Origin of the sequence: Oculatella sp. LEGE 06141 (assembly GCF_015207605.1) — a bacterium.
GTDB lineage: Bacteria > Cyanobacteriota > Cyanobacteriia > Elainellales > Elainellaceae > Oculatella.
On record NZ_JADEWO010000020.1, the window covers coordinates 39,053 to 59,688 of the forward strand.

General features: G+C 48.6%; 16 protein-coding genes. 10 read left to right on the forward strand and 6 right to left on the reverse strand.

What is annotated here, in order from left to right:
- Positions 1-46: 46 nt before the first annotated feature.
- The 3 genes from IQ268_RS15220 (at position 47) to IQ268_RS15230 (ending at position 3,572) form a co-directional block, all read left to right on the forward strand.
- The gene (locus tag IQ268_RS15220) at positions 47-1,993 is read left to right on the forward strand and encodes a primary-amine oxidase (RefSeq protein WP_193880494.1); all 1,947 of its coding nucleotides are present in this window, start codon (positions 47-49) and stop codon (positions 1,991-1,993) included.
- 204 nt (positions 1,994-2,197) lie between these two features.
- Entirely contained in the window at positions 2,198-2,968 is a 771-nt protein-coding gene (locus IQ268_RS15225; protein WP_193880496.1) for an SDR family NAD(P)-dependent oxidoreductase, read from the forward strand.
- Between the two features lie 268 nt (positions 2,969-3,236).
- Positions 3,237-3,572 (forward strand): NfeD family protein, encoded by a 336-nt coding sequence (locus IQ268_RS15230; protein WP_193880500.1) that lies wholly within the window; start codon positions 3,237-3,239, stop codon positions 3,570-3,572.
- A gap of 101 nt (positions 3,573-3,673) precedes the next feature.
- Here IQ268_RS15230 and IQ268_RS15235 read toward each other — a convergent pair whose 3' ends face one another.
- A complete protein-coding gene (locus IQ268_RS15235) occupies positions 3,674-4,093 on the reverse strand; it encodes a hypothetical protein (RefSeq protein ID WP_193880503.1) in 420 nt (139 codons plus the stop codon).
- Positions 4,094-4,909: 816 nt separating this feature from the next.
- Between IQ268_RS15235 and IQ268_RS15240 the strand changes: the two genes are divergently transcribed.
- Together IQ268_RS15240 and IQ268_RS15245 are read left to right on the forward strand one after the other, a co-directional pair.
- Entirely contained in the window at positions 4,910-5,350 is a 441-nt protein-coding gene (locus tag IQ268_RS15240; protein WP_193880506.1) for a hypothetical protein, read from the forward strand.
- A 223-nt stretch (positions 5,351-5,573) separates the two neighbouring features.
- Positions 5,574-6,278, forward strand: coding sequence for an ROK family protein (locus tag IQ268_RS15245; RefSeq protein WP_193880509.1), 705 nt, complete (start codon positions 5,574-5,576; stop codon positions 6,276-6,278).
- Positions 6,279-6,382: 104 nt separating this feature from the next.
- On the opposite strand, the gene IQ268_RS15250 is transcribed toward IQ268_RS15245, so the two are convergent.
- Together IQ268_RS15250 and IQ268_RS15255 are read right to left on the reverse strand one after the other, a co-directional pair.
- Positions 6,383-7,666 (reverse strand): sugar ABC transporter substrate-binding protein, encoded by a 1,284-nt coding sequence (locus IQ268_RS15250; protein WP_370584668.1) that lies wholly within the window; start codon positions 7,664-7,666, stop codon positions 6,383-6,385.
- A 224-nt stretch (positions 7,667-7,890) separates the two neighbouring features.
- Positions 7,891-10,974, reverse strand: coding sequence for a hypothetical protein (locus tag IQ268_RS15255; RefSeq protein WP_193880515.1), 3,084 nt, complete (start codon positions 10,972-10,974; stop codon positions 7,891-7,893).
- A 502-nt stretch (positions 10,975-11,476) separates the two neighbouring features.
- Here IQ268_RS15255 and IQ268_RS15260 point away from each other — a divergent pair.
- On the forward strand, positions 11,477-11,878 hold the full coding sequence (locus tag IQ268_RS15260; RefSeq protein ID WP_193880518.1) for a hypothetical protein: 402 nt from the start codon (positions 11,477-11,479) through the stop codon (positions 11,876-11,878).
- A gap of 275 nt (positions 11,879-12,153) precedes the next feature.
- On the opposite strand, the gene IQ268_RS33250 is transcribed toward IQ268_RS15260, so the two are convergent.
- Both IQ268_RS33250 and IQ268_RS15270 read right to left on the reverse strand, forming a co-directional pair.
- On the reverse strand, positions 12,154-14,391 hold the full coding sequence (locus IQ268_RS33250; RefSeq protein WP_193880521.1) for a calcium-binding protein: 2,238 nt from the start codon (positions 14,389-14,391) through the stop codon (positions 12,154-12,156).
- A gap of 662 nt (positions 14,392-15,053) precedes the next feature.
- Positions 15,054-15,293 carry a hypothetical protein gene (locus IQ268_RS15270; protein WP_193880524.1) on the reverse strand — a complete coding sequence of 80 codons (240 nt, stop codon included), beginning with the start codon at positions 15,291-15,293 and terminating at the stop codon, positions 15,054-15,056.
- 500 nt (positions 15,294-15,793) lie between these two features.
- On the opposite strand from IQ268_RS15270, the gene prfC reads away from it, so the two are divergent.
- Entirely contained in the window at positions 15,794-17,422 is a 1,629-nt protein-coding gene (prfC, locus tag IQ268_RS15275) for a peptide chain release factor 3 (protein ID WP_193880526.1), read from the forward strand.
- Positions 17,423-17,603: 181 nt separating this feature from the next.
- Here the strand turns inward: prfC and IQ268_RS15280 are convergent, their stop codons facing one another.
- Positions 17,604-17,834: a hypothetical protein gene (locus IQ268_RS15280; RefSeq protein ID WP_193880528.1), complete on the reverse strand. Its 231-nt coding sequence runs from the start codon at positions 17,832-17,834 to the stop codon at positions 17,604-17,606.
- A gap of 546 nt (positions 17,835-18,380) precedes the next feature.
- On the opposite strand from IQ268_RS15280, the gene IQ268_RS15285 reads away from it, so the two are divergent.
- The 3 genes from IQ268_RS15285 (at position 18,381) to IQ268_RS15295 (ending at position 20,623) form a co-directional block, all read left to right on the forward strand.
- Positions 18,381-18,761, forward strand: coding sequence for a low temperature-induced protein (locus IQ268_RS15285; RefSeq protein ID WP_193880530.1), 381 nt, complete (start codon positions 18,381-18,383; stop codon positions 18,759-18,761).
- A gap of 506 nt (positions 18,762-19,267) precedes the next feature.
- Positions 19,268-19,846: a DUF6658 family protein gene (locus IQ268_RS15290; protein ID WP_193880532.1), complete on the forward strand. Its 579-nt coding sequence runs from the start codon at positions 19,268-19,270 to the stop codon at positions 19,844-19,846.
- Between the two features lie 120 nt (positions 19,847-19,966).
- Positions 19,967-20,623, forward strand: a complete 657-nt coding sequence (locus IQ268_RS15295) for a hypothetical protein (protein WP_193880534.1) — start codon at positions 19,967-19,969, stop codon at positions 20,621-20,623.
- The last annotated feature ends 13 nt before the right edge of the window (positions 20,624-20,636 follow it).

The window sequence follows — 20,636 nt, forward strand, 5'->3', positions numbered from 1 at the left end:
AACGGTTGCCACACGCTAAATTAGATCGGTTATTTAACTCTGGAAGATGACTACACCACTCGACCTTAAAGACACAGTAACTCGTAGCATTCAGCATCCGCTTGATCCACTGACGGCAGATGAGATTGCCAGAGCTGTGGCGATCGTCCGGGCTGAACGAAACGTGGATCGATCGTTCCGGTTTCCGGTGGTGGTGTTGAACGAGCCATCTAAAGACACGGTATTACGCTTCAAGGATGGCGACCCAGTTCAGCGGGAAGCGTTTTTGATTTTGCTAGATACGGCTGCCGGGTCAACCTACGAGGCGATCGTGTCGCTTGAGACAAACTCGGTCATTACCTGGCAGCATATCCCCAACGTGCAGCCAAATATTATGGCAGACGAATTGTCTGAATGTGAGGCAGCCGTCAAAGCCGATCCAGAGTTTCAAGCTATTTTAGCCAGACGAGGAATCACAGATCTGGATCTGGTCGTGGTTGATCCGTGGGCGATCGGTCATTTTGGCATGGTAGAAGAAGAAGGCATTCGCTTATCGCGCTGTCTATGTTACCTGCGAGCGAGTAAACAAGGTAACTTCTATGGCCGCCCGATTGATGGCCTTGTCCCGGTGGTGGATCTTAACAAGATGAACGTGCTGCGAATCGAGGACATGGGCATCGTGCCAGTGCCGCCCGAATCGGGGGAATATGCGGCTCGCTTTACGCCAACCTTTCGTTCTGATCTCAAGCCGCTGCACATCACTCAACCGGATGGAGCCAGCTTCACGGTTGAAGGCCATTTAGTGCGCTGGCAAAAGTGGCAATTTCGAGTTGGGTTTACGCCCCGTGAGGGCTTGGTGCTCTACACCGTAGGCTACGAGGACCAGGGACGATTGCGCCCAATTTTGTATCGAGCCTCTTTGGCCGAGATGGTTGTACCCTATGGCGATCCGCGTCCACAGCACTTTCGCAAGAATGCCTTTGATGTCGGTGAACACGGGGTTGGCATGTTGACCAATTCCCTCACTCACGGCTGTGACTGCCTGGGTGAAATCTATTATTTTGATGCCCACCTCACGAGCAGCCGAGGCGATAGTTCCACCATTGAAAACGCCATTTGCTTGCACGAAGAAGACTACGGCATTCTTTGGAAACATACCGACTGGCGATTGGACGAGGTTGAAGTGAGGCGATCGCGCCGTCTGGTCATTTCCTTTGTCTGTACCGTCGATAATTACGAGTACGGCTTCTACTGGTACTTTTACCAGGACGGCACCATTCAATACGAAGTTAAACTGACAGGAATTTTGCTGTGTGGCGCATTGGCTGGTTATCCCAAATACGGCACGCTAGTTGCGCCAGAGCTAAATGCTCTCAATCATCAGCATTTCTTTAATTTAAGGCTAGACTTTGACATTGATGGCAAGGGCAACTCCGTCTATGAGGTCAATTCGGAAGCAGAACCAATAGGGTCTGAGAATCCCTACGGTAATGCCTTCTTCGCACGCTCTACGCTGCTTAAGACCGAACAAGAGGCGCAACGAATCATTGACCCACTTAAGGGACGCTACTGGAAAGTGGTGAATCCCTCTATGTTGAACCGTTTAGGACAACCTGTGGGGTATAAGCTCATCCCCGGCGACAATATCCTGCCCTTTGCCCACCCCGACTCTCCCATTTTGAAGCGAGCAGGTTTTATGACCAAACATCTCTGGGTTACTCCCTATGCCCCGGATGAGCGCTTTTCTGCTGGCAACTATCCAAATCAACATCCTGGTGGTGAAGGCTTACCTAAATGGACTGAAGCGAATCGGGCGATCGACAATACCGATGTCGTTTTGTGGTACACCTTCGGACATCATCACATTCCACGCCCGGAAGATTATCCGGTTATGCCCACCGCCTATTCTGGCTTTGTGCTAAAACCCGTTGGTTTTTTCGAGCAAAATCCAGCATTGGACGTGCCGCCTGCTGCTGCAACCCACGCTCACTGTCATTCAGATTCAGAGAACTGAAGACAATCGAGCGAGGGCAAGCGGCAGTTCCCTGCCGAGCTGGTGCGCTCGGTAAGGTTTACAGCAGTTCTCAATCGAGTCAGCCACCGTCTCGCCAAGATGAGTGTGAGGTGTAGGGTTTGAGGCGTGGTGAATGCAAATGAAAATGGCTGTAATTCGGCAATAATTGGTTAAGCTACGAAGCAGCCATTTGTACGAACCGCAATGACCATTGTTCCCGACGTTCACCATGCCAATGTTCTTGTGGTAGGAGCCAGCCAGGGCATTGGGTTGGAATTTGTGCAGCAATTACTGCAAGCAGACAGTGTTACAACAGTTTATGCAACCTATCGCACGGCAGCATCGGCAGTAAGGTTACTGGAGTTGGGCGATCGCTACCCAGGACAATTACACTGCCTCGAACTGGATATCACCAATGAGACCCAGATTGCCAACTGCGCGACGTATTTACAGACCCAGGCAGGTCAGCTTCACCTGATAATGAACTGTGTTGGCCTATTGCACGACGGCACACTGCAACCCGAAAAAAGTATTCGCCAAATCGATCCAGACCAGCTAATTCGCTATTTTCAAATCAACAGCATCGGAGCCGCGCTATTAGCCAAACACCTGCTACCGTTGTTGCGGCATGGCGATCGCAGTATCTTTGCCACACTGTCTGCCAAGCTTGGCAGCATTGGCGATAACCAGCTCGGCGGCTGGTATGGCTATCGGGCTTCCAAAGCCGCATTAAATATGTTGATGCGAACAGTGGCAATCGAATTTGAGCGCAAGAGTCCTAAAACCATTGTTGTCACATTGCACCCCGGCACAACAGACACACGGCTCTCTCAACCGTTTCAGATGAATGTCCCCCCTGAGAAACTGTTTTCAGTAGAGCGAACTGTTACTCAACTGTTGGCAGTAATGGCTGACTTGAAGGATGGCGATAGCGGCCAGTTTTTCTCGTGGAATGGCGATCGCTTGCCCTGGTAAAGATGGATCTTCGTTAACACTGCATCCCCTTGCCTCCTGTGATCAGCGTCACGTCAGCTTGAGGTGAACGTCACCAGGACAGACACTTCGAATCACAGGCGCTCTGGTGGCTGCATCACATAGTATTTTTGCGGAGTACCCGATAGTAATATCTCAAGACCAGCGTAATTCCACTAGCAATACACTTCCATCTACTCAAACATCTACTTAAACGTGCGCTTGTCCGAGTTAACAACCATCATTCAGGTGAGGTGAGTCCGTGGAAACTGTGCTGAATTCTCAAACAGTCACCTTTTTTCCTCAAGTTGCAGAAGGTAAAGTAGACCGAACGATTACGGCTGTGCAAGCAGGCCGAATTAAGTTTCAAGGAAGCTACTGGCCTGCTCAATTCTACGATGCCGATTGTCAAGCCACTGTTTTACCAAATGACGTGGTCAAAGTGGTGGGCAGAATCAGCATTACGCTGATGGTGGTTCCAGACGGATATTCCCTACCAGCTCAATCGGAAAAAACTGCACAAAACCCGGCTGAAAAGTGGGTATCTGGAATCACAGCCCTGTTTAAGCCAGAAGGCAGACGCAGGCTGAGCGCGATCGCCAATTGATTCCAATCATCAACGTTGGACTTCAATAACAGTGGTCTTTCAGAAACGATCCCTGCATCAACAACAGGTTGAGATAAATGGCTTCTCTCTAGCCCCGTGTTTCAATCAACGGTTTGTTCTAATAATTTCTCTTGCCAAAGTACATAACACTGAGACAACGGCATGGTTAGAGTTAAGTGATAAGAGTCTTTCAAGCTGCCATCATCGTTAGTAAAGGTAATCACCAATCCGCTAACTGGATTATATTTCGTGACAAATTGAATTAGCTCGATCGCTCTAGGGTAAAAGTGCAAAACCTCTTCAGTAGTGAGATAACCGAGTTCTACTTCATAGCGATCTAAATGGTTTTCTTCAACTGCTGGCACCCCACAAATAGTCATTGCACCTTTACCCCGCAAGCGGTACTCTTTCCAGGCAAACGCTGCTAGTTTCAAAATATTGAGTTGCAAGAAATGAGTTTGTTCTCTGCTTTTAAAGTCAAGTTCAAAATTAGGATCAGGCAAGGAGTTGGGAAAATTCATTGGTTTAAGCGTTTTGTTAAAGCCGACGGTAAAACTACATAAAGGCATTATTGAATTCTTTGCTGTCGAAATACTCTATTTGAGGCTACTTATTGATTACTTCAAACTAATTCCGTTGAACCCTTTAATCTTCTGTCGAAAGGTATAGGTCATTGTAAATTCAGTCTGCAAGATAAAGGTAAAAGTTAATATAACAAATTAAGATGGATTTCCTGCTTATTTCAAGGTTTCATCGCTCCAGTGTATCGAGGAATTTAAAGGAATGTCTGAGAAGGATTCAATAGTTTGCATTAACCTCTTAAATTCTCTAATCTAAATTGTCTGAAATGTAGCTGATGGCCTGCATTTTCCCCATTACCTCACCCTGGAGATTTAATACCTACAACTGGCTAGAAAGGAGATTCGAGTAATAATCAGCACCTTCAAAATCTACTTCCCAGATGATCTAAACAGTGGTCTATTATGTTGCAGATTCTGTCCCGCCCTTATCCGTTTGAGGATATTCAAGATGTCTAATTGGTAGCTCGATAGGTTGTAGAACGTGGCATATCCTGCGGCAAGCACGAACAAGAATTCTAGTTTAGTCCAGGAGCTATTCATCCACTGTTCCGCCTTTAGCAAGAGACATCCCTCCGTTTCAAATGGCCTCTTATGTTCTTTAATGGTTGGTTAACAAAACAGCAAATGAATGATCTTAGTGGACTGATTCAACTCAGAGATTTTACCGTTCTATCTCAGTTATCTAACTTTGCAGGATTGCCCCTGGAATACGTTAGACTCTTGGACAGGGCTAATGTTGATACGGAGTGATCAATCATGGCTGAACAGCCAATGGTCGGGTGCCAAATCCCTCAAGAGTGGCAGGAAAAACTGGAGGCGATCGCGGCGAATACCGGACGCCAAGCCACACAAATTGTTTATGAAGCGATCGCCCAATATCTGGCCGAAACCGATATTGGTACACTGGCAGGTCAACTAAGAGAGGTCAAGCACCGTTTGGAGCAGGTTGAGAAGAGAATGGGTCAGGCCGACGTGTTGGCCGAACAGATCATTGCCCTCTCGGCTCGGTTGGTGGCGCTAGAAGATACGACAGATTCTCCTCAAGCTCTGCCCACCCAGTTTGCCACCAATATCTATCATACCAATGCGGTTAGTGTGGCAGAACATCAAGCCATTGTTGATGCGATCGCAGGTTTAGAAGAAGTAGAAGACGAACCCGACGAAATTCTATACGACTTTTTAGAGAAGCCGCTATAGCAATCAAGAGCGATCAAGAGCAATCACTATAGCCGTGTCGTTTCAAGTGGGCGAGCTTGACAGACGAACGAATGACTACGGGCACGGTTCCAAAAACTTTATATAAAGCAGCAGAATTGAGCGTAGACGACTACAATCAAAAGCGTTAGAAGTGCCAGTCTGATGCCGATTTTACCTACTGAAGCTCAGGCAATGGCCTAATCCTTTAGCATCACTGACAGACATGAAAGGAAGCGGACTGAAAACACTGGCCGTTGATATTGGTGGAAGCGGCACCAAGATAATGGTTCTAGACGAGGCAGGCCAGCCCCAAACAGAACGTGCCCGTGTTGATACTCCCCAACCTGCTACGCCCACTAATATTATTGCGGCGATCGCTCAACTCATTCCTTCGCAAGGAGAGTTCGATCGCGTTTCGGTTGGCTTTCCAGGGGTTGTGAGACGTGGCATCATTGGCACCGCTGTCAATCTTGATCCCAGTTGGGTTGATTTTGATTTGGGTACAGCGCTTGCTGAGAAGCTAGGCAAACCGGTACGAGTGGCAAATGATGCTGACGTGCAGGGAATGGGAGCCATTTCGGGCAAAGGAGTAGAACTGGTCATCACCTTAGGTACTGGTTTTGGTTCTGCGCTGTTTGTGGATGGTCGGCTAGTTCCCAATTTAGAACTGGGACATCATCCGTTCCGCAAAGGTGAAACCTACGAAGAACAGCTTGGACGAGCCGCACTGGATAAAATTGGTGCGAAGCGCTGGAACCGCCGTTTGGAAAAGGCGATCGCCTCCCTCAAACATCTATTTAATTACGACCATCTTCACATTGGTGGGGGAGAAACCAAGCGCATTGCGTTTGATTTACCATCCGATGCCAGCATTGTGCCCAACGTGCTGGGATTACTTGGCGGCATTGCTCTGTGGCGAGATCAGTAGGCATAGTACGACCCAATACTATCCAAACTACTATCCCAAAAAAGGAATGGGGCACCAGCTATGTGCCCCATTGTCTTAGCTTCAATTAGAGCTGAAACCCAGTATTAACGCTGGTTCCAGGCCGTTGCGGCATCTTCAACAGCCTGGTCAACTGTTTTCTGCCCCAACATACTGGCTTGCAGATTTTCGTAAATGACCTTCTGCAACGCTTTAACATCTTTCATGGCTGGAAGCAGGACTTCGGCATCCTGCATCTGCGATGCGCCCACCGCGCGGGCTTTTTCAATTGACGATGCATTGTCTGGAGCATTGGTAAAGAAGCTATCCTGCAATGCCTGGGTGGTTGATGGCAATACGTCTGCTGCCTTTGCAAACGCCAGCTGGTTTTCGTTATTGGTCACAAACAGCGCAAATTTGAGGGCCGCTTCAGGCTGATCGGTATTGCGAGGAATGACCAAATTCATTACAGCAACACTCTTTTTACCCGTATCTCCTGTGATTTGGGGGGCACTGTTCGAGACTTCGGCAATGGTCGGCGCATTGGTCGCGATCGCTTTCAAGAATTGAGAACCAGATGACAAAATAGCGGTCTCTCCAGACTGATACAGTTCGATCGCCCGCCGATGTCCCTGGGTTAACACTTCTCTAGGCAACAAGCCCTGTTGATATAGATCCGTCCAATACTGGAAAGCGGCTCGGCCTGCTGGTGTGTTGAATGCCGCTTGTCCTTGAGCATCTACTAGCTGAACACCCATTTGCACCAGGGATTGCATCACCTCTGCAGAGTCTTCAGGCACAAAGGTGACAAAGTAGGCGTACTTTCCGGTGCTTTCTTTCACCTGCTTCATAACTTGTGCCAGTTCTGCAAAGGTGGCTGGTGGTTCACTAATGCCAGCCTGTTGCAGTAAGTTCTGGTTATAAATCGTGACGCTGGTCGTAAGATACCAGGGAAGGCCAAAGCTTTTGCCATCAAGGGTGCTAGCTTGCCAGATTTTGGGTAGATAGACATCGCGATCGCTCGGCGAGATTTGATCGTCTAACGCCAGCCAGGCATTACGTCCGGCCAGTTGCATGGCAAAGTCTGGATTTAAGTTGACGACATCAGGCGCAGTACCAGCCGAGGTTGCCGTTAATATTTTGCTTTGCATATCGGCCCAGGGGACATCGACCCAGCGTACCGTTACCCCCGGATTTTCTGCTTCAAAGGTAGCAATCAACTGATTGAAGTAGTCTGTAAATTCGGGCTGAAGCTGCATCGTCCAAAACTCAACTTCTTGAGTACCCGACTGCCCTGCATTTGAATTATTAGGACTGGGACTACAACTCACCGCCCAACTCAGCAGTAATCCTAAGAGGGCAAAAATGCCCCACTTTTTCCAAAATCTCATTCTTCTCATAGTCGATTTCCCAAGATTGCTCTAAAACAGGTGGGGTTGGCAATGGTTTACTACCATAGGATGAATTTAGCCCCTATGGCTAATGAAAAGACAAGTTGGCCTTCCCTAGCTTTAGTGTCTACTTCGGAATCAGAAGTTCCGCAATCGAGACGAGAAATCGTTAAGAGACATAACAAACTAGAACCAGAGAATTAATGATGATGCAGGAAAGCTAATTAATGCGTCAATCTGGCGAATAGATTAGTCCAATAGTCTAAATGGATTCCACTTACGGCAACCGTTCCGGCGATCGCAGATGTCACGGCTGATGTCATTGCAGTAGCAAACAGCCACCAGGCTGCCGTTGCAGCAGCTCTACGAGTGGCTTCTGCCCGCTGCTGTGCGTCTAGCTTAATCGCCTCTACCCGTGCTTGAATCCCTTGCTGCACCTGCTCAACCTGTGCCAGCATTCGATCGCGCACACCTTCCACCTGGTTCGTTACCTGTTGCCGAACCGTATCCGAAAGATTGGTACGTGATTGCAACACAGATGCCAGGATAGATTGGTTGAACTGGATCAGGCGATCGCGCAAGGTCGCCGTTAACGAGTCGCGCAACGCATCTAATGAACCCCCTACCGCATCGGTGGAGAAGTCAAACACCGATTTGAGTGATTGATTGAGAGAGTCAAACCCTAACGGAGAATCATTCAACAACTGTTGCAAGTCGTATTTAATGCTGGTGTAACTTAATTCAGAAAAATCCAACCCGTTCAGGGCATCCCCCATTTTGCTCAACAACTGGTCAACCCTGGAGCGATCGGGTTCTGATTGCGATCCGGCAACCGTTGGGTTTGGGACAGCAGTGGATGACGTAGATGGCGATCGCAACGCCCACCGTCGCGGTGCTTTAATGGCACGATGCACAACTGTTTTGATCTGAGCTATCAGCCGTCGAATCTGGTCATCATCAAATTGCGTTTTTTGCCGCAGGCGATCGCCCAAAGCATCCCAGTCGAGATCGGCTAACTGCTGCCGAAGCAGCCAGGTTCCAGCCGTCGAGAGGCTTAACAGTCTGAGCAAGTATTGCTGAAGTTCTTCCAGGCTATCGGGCGACCAATCGAGCTGCTCCAGGTAATCAGCTACTTTACTGGTAACATCATCAAACACTGGCTCCACCTGCACTTTTGCCCGGTGTAATGAGGCTTGGGAAGCCTGTATCACGGTATTCCAACGATCCTCAAGCTGATCCACAATTTGCTGGATCTGTTTTTTGCTGAGTCCCTGCCGTCGTTGCAATACATCGACTAAAGCCGCCTGATCAAACTCTGAAAAGCTAACCTGAGCCGATTTTGCTGTAGCTTGCAGGTCGTGGATTAGCTTTTGCAGTTTGCGTTCTGCCTTTGCCGGGGTAAGCCGTTTAACGTGGGTGTAGCGCAAATACGACTCCAATTTTTGCCAGAGTTCGCTGCTCTGAGCCTCCAGCGTTTCGGTCGTTTCGGTCGTTTCGGTAGTGGTAGGGATGCTGTCGGCGCGATCGCGTACCGTTGCCACCAGCCCATCGCCCATTTTGGCTAATCGCTTTGCCAACTGTTTCGTTTCTTTTTTGGTCAGGTCATCACGTTGATGCAGCCATTCCTCGAAAGTCTGCCGATCGAACTGGCTCCAAATTTGGCTTAACACCGTTGCGCCAATACCAGCTCCTTGCAGAACAGGTAACACATTGGCTTGAACCGACGCTTGAATAGTATCCAGGTCTAAATCGTTCTTTTTGGCCGTTTGGACGTAGGTTTCCAACTGCTGACGGAGATAGTGCTGTTGCTGCTCTATTTCTGCGGCTGCAACTGCATCTAACACATCCTGCCAAATCGATTTTAGTTCCTGACGGACGTGGGTTTGCTGCTCGGCATCAAGGTCATCTCGCTGGGCAAGAACAATGCCAAAATCGGCGGGATCAATTTGCTCAAGGTGCGATCGCACCAGTTCTGGAGCCGCTTCCGAGTCATAAATTACCTGCTTAAATTCCGTGGCCAGCCCATCTGATAACAGATGCGATGGCTCAGTGTATTGCAAGTAGTCTTCAATGTCTTCTCGGATCGGGTTGAAGGATCGCTCCTCAGAAGAATTTGACTGAGAATCTTCATCCGGGTTAGAGATAATTTGATGTCTGAGCGATTGGAGCTGCTGCCAGATCTCCTCCACATCAATATCCGACAAATCGAGACGATGTAGAACCGCTCGCTTCACTGCACCAAAATCCACCTGCTGTAACCGAGTACGCCAACTTGTGGAGTTTGGCTCATCAGGCTGGCTGTTCAGCAGTTGCTCTAATTGAGCGTTGAGCTGGTCAAACTTGAGCAGTTCTGGATTAGCTGATTTGAGAAATTGCAGCAGTTCGGCATTAAGGTCGTGTTGGGGATGGCGATCGATCGCCTCTTGCCAGTTCGACTCCAGGTCAGCCACAATTTGCTCGGCTTGATCGAGAGGCAAATGGGTGCGCTGATGAATCAACTCTACAAATGCCTGCCGATCGACCTGGCTCAACGCCGCTTTCGCGTCCGGTTCTAGCATGTTCAACACCGATATAATTTCCTGACGCACAGCGCTGGTGTCTGGCTGCGGGGAGGGCATCGCTTCTAAATACTCTTCCCAAATGTGCTGAAAATTAGTAGTATTTAATGCCGCCTGCACTTCTTGCCGAATCGCAGCCAGAGCCGCCTCTTTAGTTAACAAATCAGCCGATGCTTCGTCCCGATTCAGCGCTGTACCAATCACTGAAATGATCTTGCGAAAGCCTGACGTAGCAGAACTTAAAATCAGGCCGATCAAGGAACTGATGGCGGTCGAGCTAATCCACGTCAAGATCAAGAAGTAAGCCGACCAGATTACAATGCCAACGATCGCCCCAGACATAGGACTGCTAACCACACTAAACTTGGCGGCGAGAAAAGAGGCACCCGACAGGGCGGAGTTAACCGTGAGCAACACACCCAGTCCAGCCGCAAACCCAATGGTAGAAATGACGTTCGTTTGATTGGGCAATTCATCAGGGCGATCGAGGGCTGCTTCGTCACCCGCTTCTAAATCGTCCTGACGGCTACGAATAGCACCGCGAAACTGAAAGCCAACCGCCGTGATGCCAGCAGCCACGCCAAAACTAGTGAGCAAGAGTTGAAACGCAAAAGCAGTTAGCAGTCCTACCACTAACGCTGAGATGAGCTGTGTTCCAACCGAGGCCGGATCGACTGGTGGCGACAGGTCGATAAACTGAAGCTGAAGAATGTGGCTGTTGTGGATGAAGGCGCTGTAGAACTTTAACACGGTTGCTCCTACCCCAATGGCTGCTCTTACCAGGCTAGGTGATCTAAATCAATGCGCCGTCCAGCTAAAAGAGGATTTTCGCACCAGCAGGGCAACAAATACTGTTTCGGTTAAGCGCCTCGGGCAGTTTAGCTGAAATGTTAGAAAAGGTTGTGGAACCGTTGCCGCTTCAAACACCAGGGCATGAACGCCATTGCCGTGATACCAATCAAAATAAAAAAGATCCAGATCACATAATCCTGTGACGAGAATCACACGATTGAATAGGAAAAGATCCTCTATGATAAAGCCTTGATGAAATGTAATTCAGCCTTCTTAGCATCTGCTGTACGTTCTTCTATCCATATCCCGTCCAGCTTAGATCCAGGGTTTTAGTGTTTCGTTTGTTTCTGTTTCGATACATTTTCATCAACATTCACCTGCAACCTTTTGACGCGATCGCCTGCTGGTCAGCCAGGATTTATTGCGTATCTACCATTTATGTCAACCTTGAGGGTTTGCCATGTCAGCCAACTCTGATTTGAGTCGATCGCAACCAGAGCATCAACCTTATGTGCCCAGTCTCTCCGTTGCAGCTAAAGGACTTGCCGAACAGCACTATCGACGTGCTCAAGAGCAGTTCAAGATGCGAAACGCAACATTAGCGGTACAAGAACTGCGAGATGCCATCAAAATTAACCCAGCCCACAGCGAATATCATGCGCTCTTGGCAAAAGTGCATATCGCTCAAGGGTTGTTCGGTATGGCTAACATCAGTTTGCGTCAGGCGCTAAAACTGAATCCAGAGGAACCTTTAGCGCTAGAATGCTTAAAAGAGCTTAGAAATCAGCCGGAGCAGCAAAAACCGCAAGAAGCGACAAGCTTTGCAGAACGTATTCGCGGATTTTTGACGATGAAGCTCTAGGTTCTACAAGTTTGCATCTACCAATGCTCAGGGGCTAATGCCTCTTACGGGGGTACGATTTAGTTCGTACCCTTTCTTTTTCGAGAGTTGCTTTACAACTGCAAAACCATGACCTCCGTTGCTAAAAAGCTAGAAGTCATGGTTTTGAATGCAGGTCTCTCAGCAGTAAAGCGACCGTATTGAGTAGCGAGACAGGATAACAGCGATCGCAGACGGGAGAGACGACCTTATCAGACGTGCAGAGTCTATTGCCTCTCCCTCTCTATCACAAACCTTTATGCCACAACTGCAATGCTGCTAGCGCTTAAAGCAGGTTTGCCCGATAGTTTAGCGATTTGAACCGCGTTGGCTCCGCCTAAACCATCGGCATCAAAGAACAATCCTCCAGTTTGCCGATTGTAGATGAAGCGATCGCCTGCATCTTGAGCCTGACTACCCAACACAAACTGAGAGTTTGCCAATTGACCCACTTTGAGGTCGTTGCTAAAGCCTGTCTTGGAGACAACAATGGTGTCCTCGCCAACCTTGAAGCCAACGATTTTGTCTACTCCATCCGTTGCCTTAGCGAAGGCAAACTTGTCCTTACCTTGCCCTCCAACCAACTTATCTTTACCCTGACCACCCATGAGGTAATCATTGCCACGGCCACCGACAAGGCGATCGTTGCCCAAACCACCAGAGAGGCGATCGTTTCCAGCACCACCCACTAACTTATCTTTACCATCTCCTCCAATCAGAGTGTCAGCACCTTTGCTGCCTTTGATGGTGGCACGACCTGCAAAACCAGTCAGGTCAAAGCTCTCAAAGTTAGTGATGTTAGCTCCCACAACGCCAGTAGCGGCGATCAGGTTGTTGGGGTTCTTGGTTGTAGCCACTGATAACCGCATAACATCTGTTGCAGAACCCCCCGTGATAGCGAGTTGATCGACTCCACTACCACCATTAATGATGTCATTCTGCTGTAGGTTAGCGTAGGTAGAAGCAACTTTATCATTACCACCTTTCATATCCAGTACGTCACGAGCCGCAGTGGTAACAACAGAGTCGTCGCCATCTGTGCCATTGAAGACGTTATCTTGCAACGTGGAGGTACCACCATCGGTTCCGGTGCCCGTGCCATTGGTTGTTCCTGTACCACCGTCGGTTCCGGTGCCTGTACCACCGTCGGTGCCTGTCCCTGTACCGCCACCTGTGCCTGTCCCTGTGCCGCCACCTGTTCCGGTACCGCCACCTGTGCCTGTCCCTGTGCCGCCACCTGTGCCTGTCCCTGTACCGCCACCTGTCCCTGTGCCGCCACCTGTTCCGGTACCGCCACCTGTCCCTGTGCCGCCACCTGTTCCGGTACCGCCAGAGCCACTACCCACAAGAACAGTAGACAAATCTTGCAGGTCGCCTACTACCGGATTGAGCATCTCCAACAACTCTGAAGCTAATGGCACTGTACCATCTGTGATATCAGCAACCGTGCCATTTAGATTGCCTACCATTTGTTGTAGAGCGGTCGCTAAAGTAGCAGCAGAGTCACTACCAGAACTCAACAGGTCAGCAATGAGGGTTTGAGCATCGGCAATGACAGGATTCAGGGAGCCAGCCAGGGTATCAGGTGAATTAACACCACTTTGAATATCCGTTATAACTGTTTGTAGATTGCCTAACAGCGTATCAACTGTTGTAGCGATCGTATTGATCGTAGCGGCACCCAGGTCACCGATGAGATCATTGACAATCGCATTATCGCCAACCAGGTCATCAATGAGAGAAGGAATGACAGGGGGAATAGAGGGGCCACCGCTGCCAATCAACCCTTCTGCCAATCCACCACCCAGGCTTGTCAAATCTCCAGTAATGGGAGTGAGAACAGCGAGTACATTGGCTGGGGTCAGCCCTTCATCTGCTTTGTCAACCAGCGTACCAAAGTCACTAACCAGAGCGTTAAGTACTTCAACCAGTTGATCAACGGCTTCAGAATCAATGCCATTCAGAAGTGGAACAATGTCATTGATTTGAGTAATGACAGAATTCAAAGGAGAGACAATGCCGTCAACCGTGCCGCCACTGGTGAGGTTTGTTACAACGCCTGATGCTGTCCCTAAAACAGCATCAATGACCTCTACAGTTTCGTCTAAGGAAGTGCCTAAATCATTGATTAAAGCATCTAGCAGAACTTGGTCGCCTACCAAAGCATCAAGTTTAGCAACGCTGTTGGTTAGTAACCCACTAACAACCGTTGTCAAACCATCTGTAATACCACCAACTACTCCACCAACACCATCAACTACTCCACCAACTGTATTTGTGGTATTGGTAACGGTTCCAGTGGTTGTATCTACAACACCACCAACTGCTCCACCAACTGTGTTTGTGGTATTGGTAACGGTTCCAGTGGTTGTATCTACAACACCACCAACTGCTCCGCCAACTGTATTTGTGGTTCCGGTGGTTGTATTTGTAACGCCACCAACTACATTGGTGGTTCCAGCAATGATTTCAGTGGTCGTAGAAAGTAGAGACATGATTGAACTCCTCGTGTTTAGGTGGGTGATGAATTTAGATCGGATTTAGCAACGCGACTGGCTCATGAGCCACTTAATTAGCAAGCGAATTTCTCCGTCAGGCATCATCCAAGACACTGCATAACCTCAGCACTTCAATGTGGAATTGGCTGGAAGTTAAACGTTTTGGATTGAGACGGTGAACTATGAAACTGGGTGATGAAGAAAAGCGATCGAGAGTAACTTAATGCAACAGGGCAAACAAACTTTCTGCGGTATAACGACCAAGACGTTATACAACGATGCAATTGAAAAACTTGGGGTAGATGAATCTTTTGAATCTATAGCGGTGTACTGCGAACTTGCAGGATAACCGCTCATTTAATTCACGATAGGCAGGTCTTTTCTAGCAAAGACTTTGCGACGCACACTTAACGACCGGATTGAAGCAATACGTTATCTCAGGAACTAATGCTATTAAACCCGGCCTATCACTAACCTGTTTCAGCAAAAATACTAGATTTGGCGTAGATAAATCAGCTTAAAGAGCGTAGTTTCCGAACAGCCTCTACGCATTTGCTGTTTTGTGATGTATTATCTTTAGCCAAAATGTCGCATTTGCCCATACGGCTGGCTTGTGATTGGTTCTGGCTGAGATGCTGAGTCCTTTTCAGATGGATGCCTCACTGCTGCCACAGGCCGCCAGGAAAAGGGATTGCAACTAACAGCCCTACCCCTAGCAAACTGAGCAATAACGAAAACCCGGTCAATTTGAGACGATTTTGCCACAGCAAGGGTGATGATGGTGTGGATTTGGTACGTGGCACAAGCCACAATAGCAAACTACCCAGAAGCATTAAGCTGCCTAAAATAGCAGCTATGCCACCGATATAAGCGATCGCCACCCATAGCAGTTGATTCATATCTCTGCTGACGGATTACCGTTAAACGTTATCTGAAGCTTACAGCAGTTCTCAATTGAGTAAGCACAGTCTCGCCAGGATGGGTGTGGGGTGTGGGATGTGGGGTGTGGTGAATGCAGATGAAAATGGCTGTAAACCAAACCTTGAATAACACTGACGTAAGCATCGTTAAATCGCTGAGAGCCTGAGATCCTATTAAGAGGATGTTTTAGAAGTCTCGACTGTGCTGCATTTGCCCCCAAATCCCCCAACCTTGGAGACTTCCGAACTGCTTGGAAAGACGTTAGCAGACACATCGGTCATTAAATACGATACGATGCGACAAGGCTAAACCAAGGAAAAAACCCCTAACAGGGATTAGGGGTTCTGACGTGTGACAGATTGTGTAATCCTCGACTGTCCTAGATGGCCGAATGTTCCTAGGTTTACTAAATTGGGGAGCAAACTCCTGCTGTTTCCCTTCCTATAATGTAATTTGAGGCTACTTACCAGGCTTTTGCATGTTGACAGAACTTGAGTTGGAATTGCAGGCAGCCGTTGAAACGCGACGTAACTTTGCCATTATTTCTCATCCTGATGCCGGAAAAACGACCCTAACGGAAAAGCTGTTGCTTTACGGAGGTGCCATTCATGAGGCAGGGGCGGTAAAGGCACGACGAGCGCAGCGTCATGCTACGTCCGACTGGATGGCAATGGAGCAACAGCGGGGAATTTCGATTACCTCAACCGTTCTGCAATTTGAATATGGCGGCTTCAAGATTAATCTGCTGGACACGCCTGGACACCAAGACTTTAGTGAGGATACGTACCGGACGCTAGCAGCAGCAGATAATGCCGTCATGCTAGAGGACGCGGCAAAAGGGTTGGAACCGCAAACGCGGAAGCTGTTTGAGGTGTGCCGGATGCGATCGCTCCCTATCTTTACCTTCTTTAACAAGCTTGACCGTCCTGGCCGAGAGCCACTAGAACTGATGGACGAAATTGAGCAGGAGCTGGGATTGCAGACCTATGCCGTCAACTGGCCGATCGGCATGGGCGATCGCTTTAAGGGCGTGTTCGATCGGCGCAAACAACAAATTCACTTGTTTGAACGCAGTGCCCACGGTAGCCGAGAAGCGGTTGACACGGTTGTAGACCTTGGCGACCCTCGGATTGAAGACTTATTAGATAAAGATCTGTATTACCAACTGAAAGAAGAGTTGGAAGTGCTAGAAGAGGTTGGTGCCGAACTGGATTTAGACCTGGTGCATCAAGGTAAGATGACCCCTGTTTTCTTTGGTAGCGCCATGACCAACTTTGGCGTAGAACTCTTTTTGGATGCCTTCTTAGACTATGGACTGAAACCCGGTGCCCGCCAAAGTACCAAGGGAGAAATTCCGCCAGTTTATCCGGAGTTTTCAGGCTTTGTCTTCAAACTCCAGGCCAATATGGACCCAAAACACCGCGATCGCGTTGCGTTTGTGCGAGTGTGTTCTGGCAAGTTTGAGAAAGACATGGTGGTAAACCATGCGCGATCGGGGAAGGTGGTGCGGTTGTCTCACCCGCAAAAGCTGTTTGGGCAGGGTCGAGAATCGCTAGATGAAGCTTATCCAGGCGATGTCATTGGTTTAAATAATCCGGGCGTGTTTGCGATCGGCGACACCATTTATATGGGGCAAAGGCTGGAATATGAGGGGATTCCAGCCTTTTCGCCTGAACTGTTTGCTTATTTGCGAAACCCCAATCCTTCCAAGTTCAAACAGTTCCAAAAAGGAATTGTAGAACTGCGGGAAGAAGGAGCTGTGCAAATTATGTATTCGGCAGACGAAGCAAAACGCGACCCTATTCTGGCAGCAGTGGGACAACTGCAATTTGAAGTCGTTCAATTCCGAATGCAGAACGAATATGGTGTAGAGACACGCATCGAACCGTTACCCTATAGTGTTGCCCGCTGGGTAGGGGGTGGGTGGGATGCACTAAATAAGGTAGGTCGCCTGTTCAATACGGTAGTCGTTAAAGACAGCGTTAACCGTCCAGTGCTGCTATTTCGCAACGAGTGGAATTGCCAGCAAATTGAAGGAGAGCATCCTGAGCTGAACTTGAAGGCGATCGCTCCCGTTACATCCGGGCAGGAACCGGGCAGCACCTGAGCCACTGGAGTTAGCAGAGTAAGGGCACAGAGGGTCAGTCGCTATTTTACATGCGATTAAACATCCAAAAAGCCGATGAACATAGCCCAGCTCACCGACCTTTACTCTGTTCATGTTTCTGGTAGCTGCTGAGCGTTTGCCGACCAACTGTTACCCTGCGGTCAGGTTATCGGCAGCTAATTTACTGGTCTGGCTTAACCTGCTTTGCCATGTCGCGAAAATTGTCTGAGTTGCCTGACTTGTCAGAATCGGAGTCGTCTGCTTGGTCAACACTGCTAGCGTTAAACTGTTTAGACGCTTCGTAGTCTGATTCGACGTCTACATTAGCTGCCTTTTCATTGCCAGCAGCAACCTCTTCAATGGTTTGCTGTGCTTCAAAAGACTGGTTGGGATCTTTAATGTTGTCCGCCATATCGACTAGGCTCCTACGGAGTGGATTTGTTATGAACTATACCGAATTTGTTCTCGACAATTGCACTCTCTTCGGATAGATCTGCCAGCGCAATCCTCTTTGAGTGTGATAGCGGCACCACAAAAGCATTTCAGTGATGTAACGCCGTTTGCTGGGATGAATCGAGCCATCACTAAGCCATCAATGAGTTCAGATAGGCGCTCATCACGTATTCCAAGTGAGTGACTGGCAGAACTTTATGAAATGCTAGTTTTCTGATGAGTCGGCGGCGGTTGTACTCAGTCTGTGGGACTAACAAGGACATGATTGGAGACAGTTGAAATCCCTCGAAGGTCAGTCAGAGAAGCGGGGGGATAGTAGGTAGATTTTGCAGAACTGGCGATCGCCCCTGTTTTTCTCTCAGCGTAGATCTAACTAAGAGCAGATGTGAAAGTCCCGGGTATTTGGCTGAATGGACTAGAAGCGGCTGAAATCCTCTCGAAAGAGTAAACCACGGATCAATCGGTAGCTTCTACTAAACTTTACAAACTAAACGAGGAGTTTTATATGCGTTTAACCCGCTTGAATCTGTCTAAAATCCGTCCAGTGCGCGTCATGCTCGCTTTTGTTGCTGGTATCATGATGCTCTTCTCCTATGCCGCTCCTGCCTATAGCGACGGGTTCAGAGATCCTGTGATTAACAGCTCTCCTAGCAACCCTACCCAGGGAGAAGCCCAACTAGACAGAATCTTTGAAAAGTCTGAAGAAGCGCTCCAGCAATCGCCTCCTTCCCTGGAAAAAGAACAAGCAGAGCAGTCAAACGGTGGACTGAACGTGGATCAAGGAACCGCTGACATTGACAAGATGTATTCACCCGAAGATACTCAGCACGCCAAGTCTGCTGAGCAGTCAACAGAGCGTGGTTTGAGAAAGCTGCTCGACCGCTAATCAATGAATTGGTGCCCTGAATTTCTGCGGTTGTTGAATTCCAAATAGCTAGCAGTTGATCCAGGTTTTTTGAAGGCGATCGCTCCTATGCGTAGACAAGGCGATCGTCTTTCTAATTGTTAACTGAATTCGTTTTTGTTCTACAACAAAAAAGCAGCGAAAGGCATTCAGAAACTGATTCTGGTACTACATTCAGGCTTTATTTAGCAGCCTCATTCAGCAAAATTAAACAAACGAGACATTCGTTTAATGGCTGTCAGCTAGTCTGAATCAATACCTTGGCATTGCTGAACAAATGTAAGAGTAATAATAGGGGCGATCGCAAATCTCTCTGGAGTTAGAGAAAAAAAACAATTGGCTTTGTACATAATGAGCCTTGCGTTAGAGGGAGAAGCAACACCTTTCTTCTTAAGCTTGACGAGCAGTCGTCAAACCGTATCTGATTCTACAGAAACGCAAGACGAACACCAAAGCATTGGGCTTGCTCAAGGGGCAAAGATATCCTTATGAAACAACTCATCTCATTTTTCCAAAATTTACGACTGGCTAAGGTACTAGCTGTTTTTGTTGCAGGATTGGCGCTAATGCTGACTACGGCCTGCAACAGTGGCAACGTGCAGGGTGCCCGTCCAGAGGTTCCACCCGTACAAATGGGTGGCCAGAACAATCCTCACAAGATGGGAGGAGACGGCTACTCCGAATACAAAGCTACAACTGACCCTAATGTAGTCAATCCAAAGCGCAGTAGCCAGGATCGCGCCAGCTTAACGGTGGATTTTGATCGGTTAATTGCGAACCGTCCGGTTGAAAGCAGCGCCTCTGACATCCTGTATCCCGGTGAAGATGCAACCAGCACCCGCACCCCTGATTTTGGCCCCAGAGGACAGCAGGACTTTGCTAAGGATGCTCGTCAAATTCCGGCGCAACCGCAGCCAATGGTCGATCGCTCTGATCCGAACACTAGAATTCTAGAAAAAACTGGAGAAGCGTTTAAGGATGCGTCTGAGTTTATCAAAGACACCTTTGAAGACGTTCAGGAGCACCCAGCGGACTATCAGCAACTCAACCCATCCGTAGGCAAATAACTTAGCAGAGCTTACAGGGTGCCTGTTACTAGTTCACCCATTTTGTCTGCTGATGTTACTGCTGCAAACGGTTCTTTTTTCACCTTTCCAATCATACAAACACTCTAATGGAGTATTCCTATGGACAATGTAATTTCCTTTTTCAAACGAATTCGGCTTACCCGAGTAGTCGTTGCTCTTTTTGCAGGCGCTTTACTGCTGCTTAATACAGCTTGTAACCCCAGTTCCCCTCGGGTTTCGGGAGAAGGCACCTATAACGAACGTGTGAGCCAGGAAACTGAGCTGTATCGTCCGATCCAAGAGCCTCAGGGAGGCATGAACAACTATACCGACACCGATCCACGTCGGGACACTAGCCGTGCTGAAACAAAGGCTCGCGCTTTGAGCCGTGAAGCCGAGCAGAACATTCAAAAGGTGCAAAATCCTGGAGATTTTGCTAAGAGCTATCGGGAAGGGGCTCCCCTGGGCGAACGAGTTCGCAATATCACTCAAGGGGTAGGCGAAGCGGCTGAAGATGTGAAAGAGGATATCACTCAAGGCTCTCAAGAAGGCGCGCGGAAGGTGCGTAATGCTTCGGGCGAAATTGGCCGTAATGCAGAGCGTGCAGCGGATAATGCTCAAAACAATGCCAGTGCAACGGGTCGTAACGTCCTCAGAAACACCCAGCGTGCTGTAGAAGATGCCTCTGATTATGCTCAAGATCGGGCACGCGATACAGCAAAAGCCACTGGCCGAGCCGCAGAGAATGCATCTGACTCGCTTCGGAACCCTGCATAAGGTTCGTTACGCG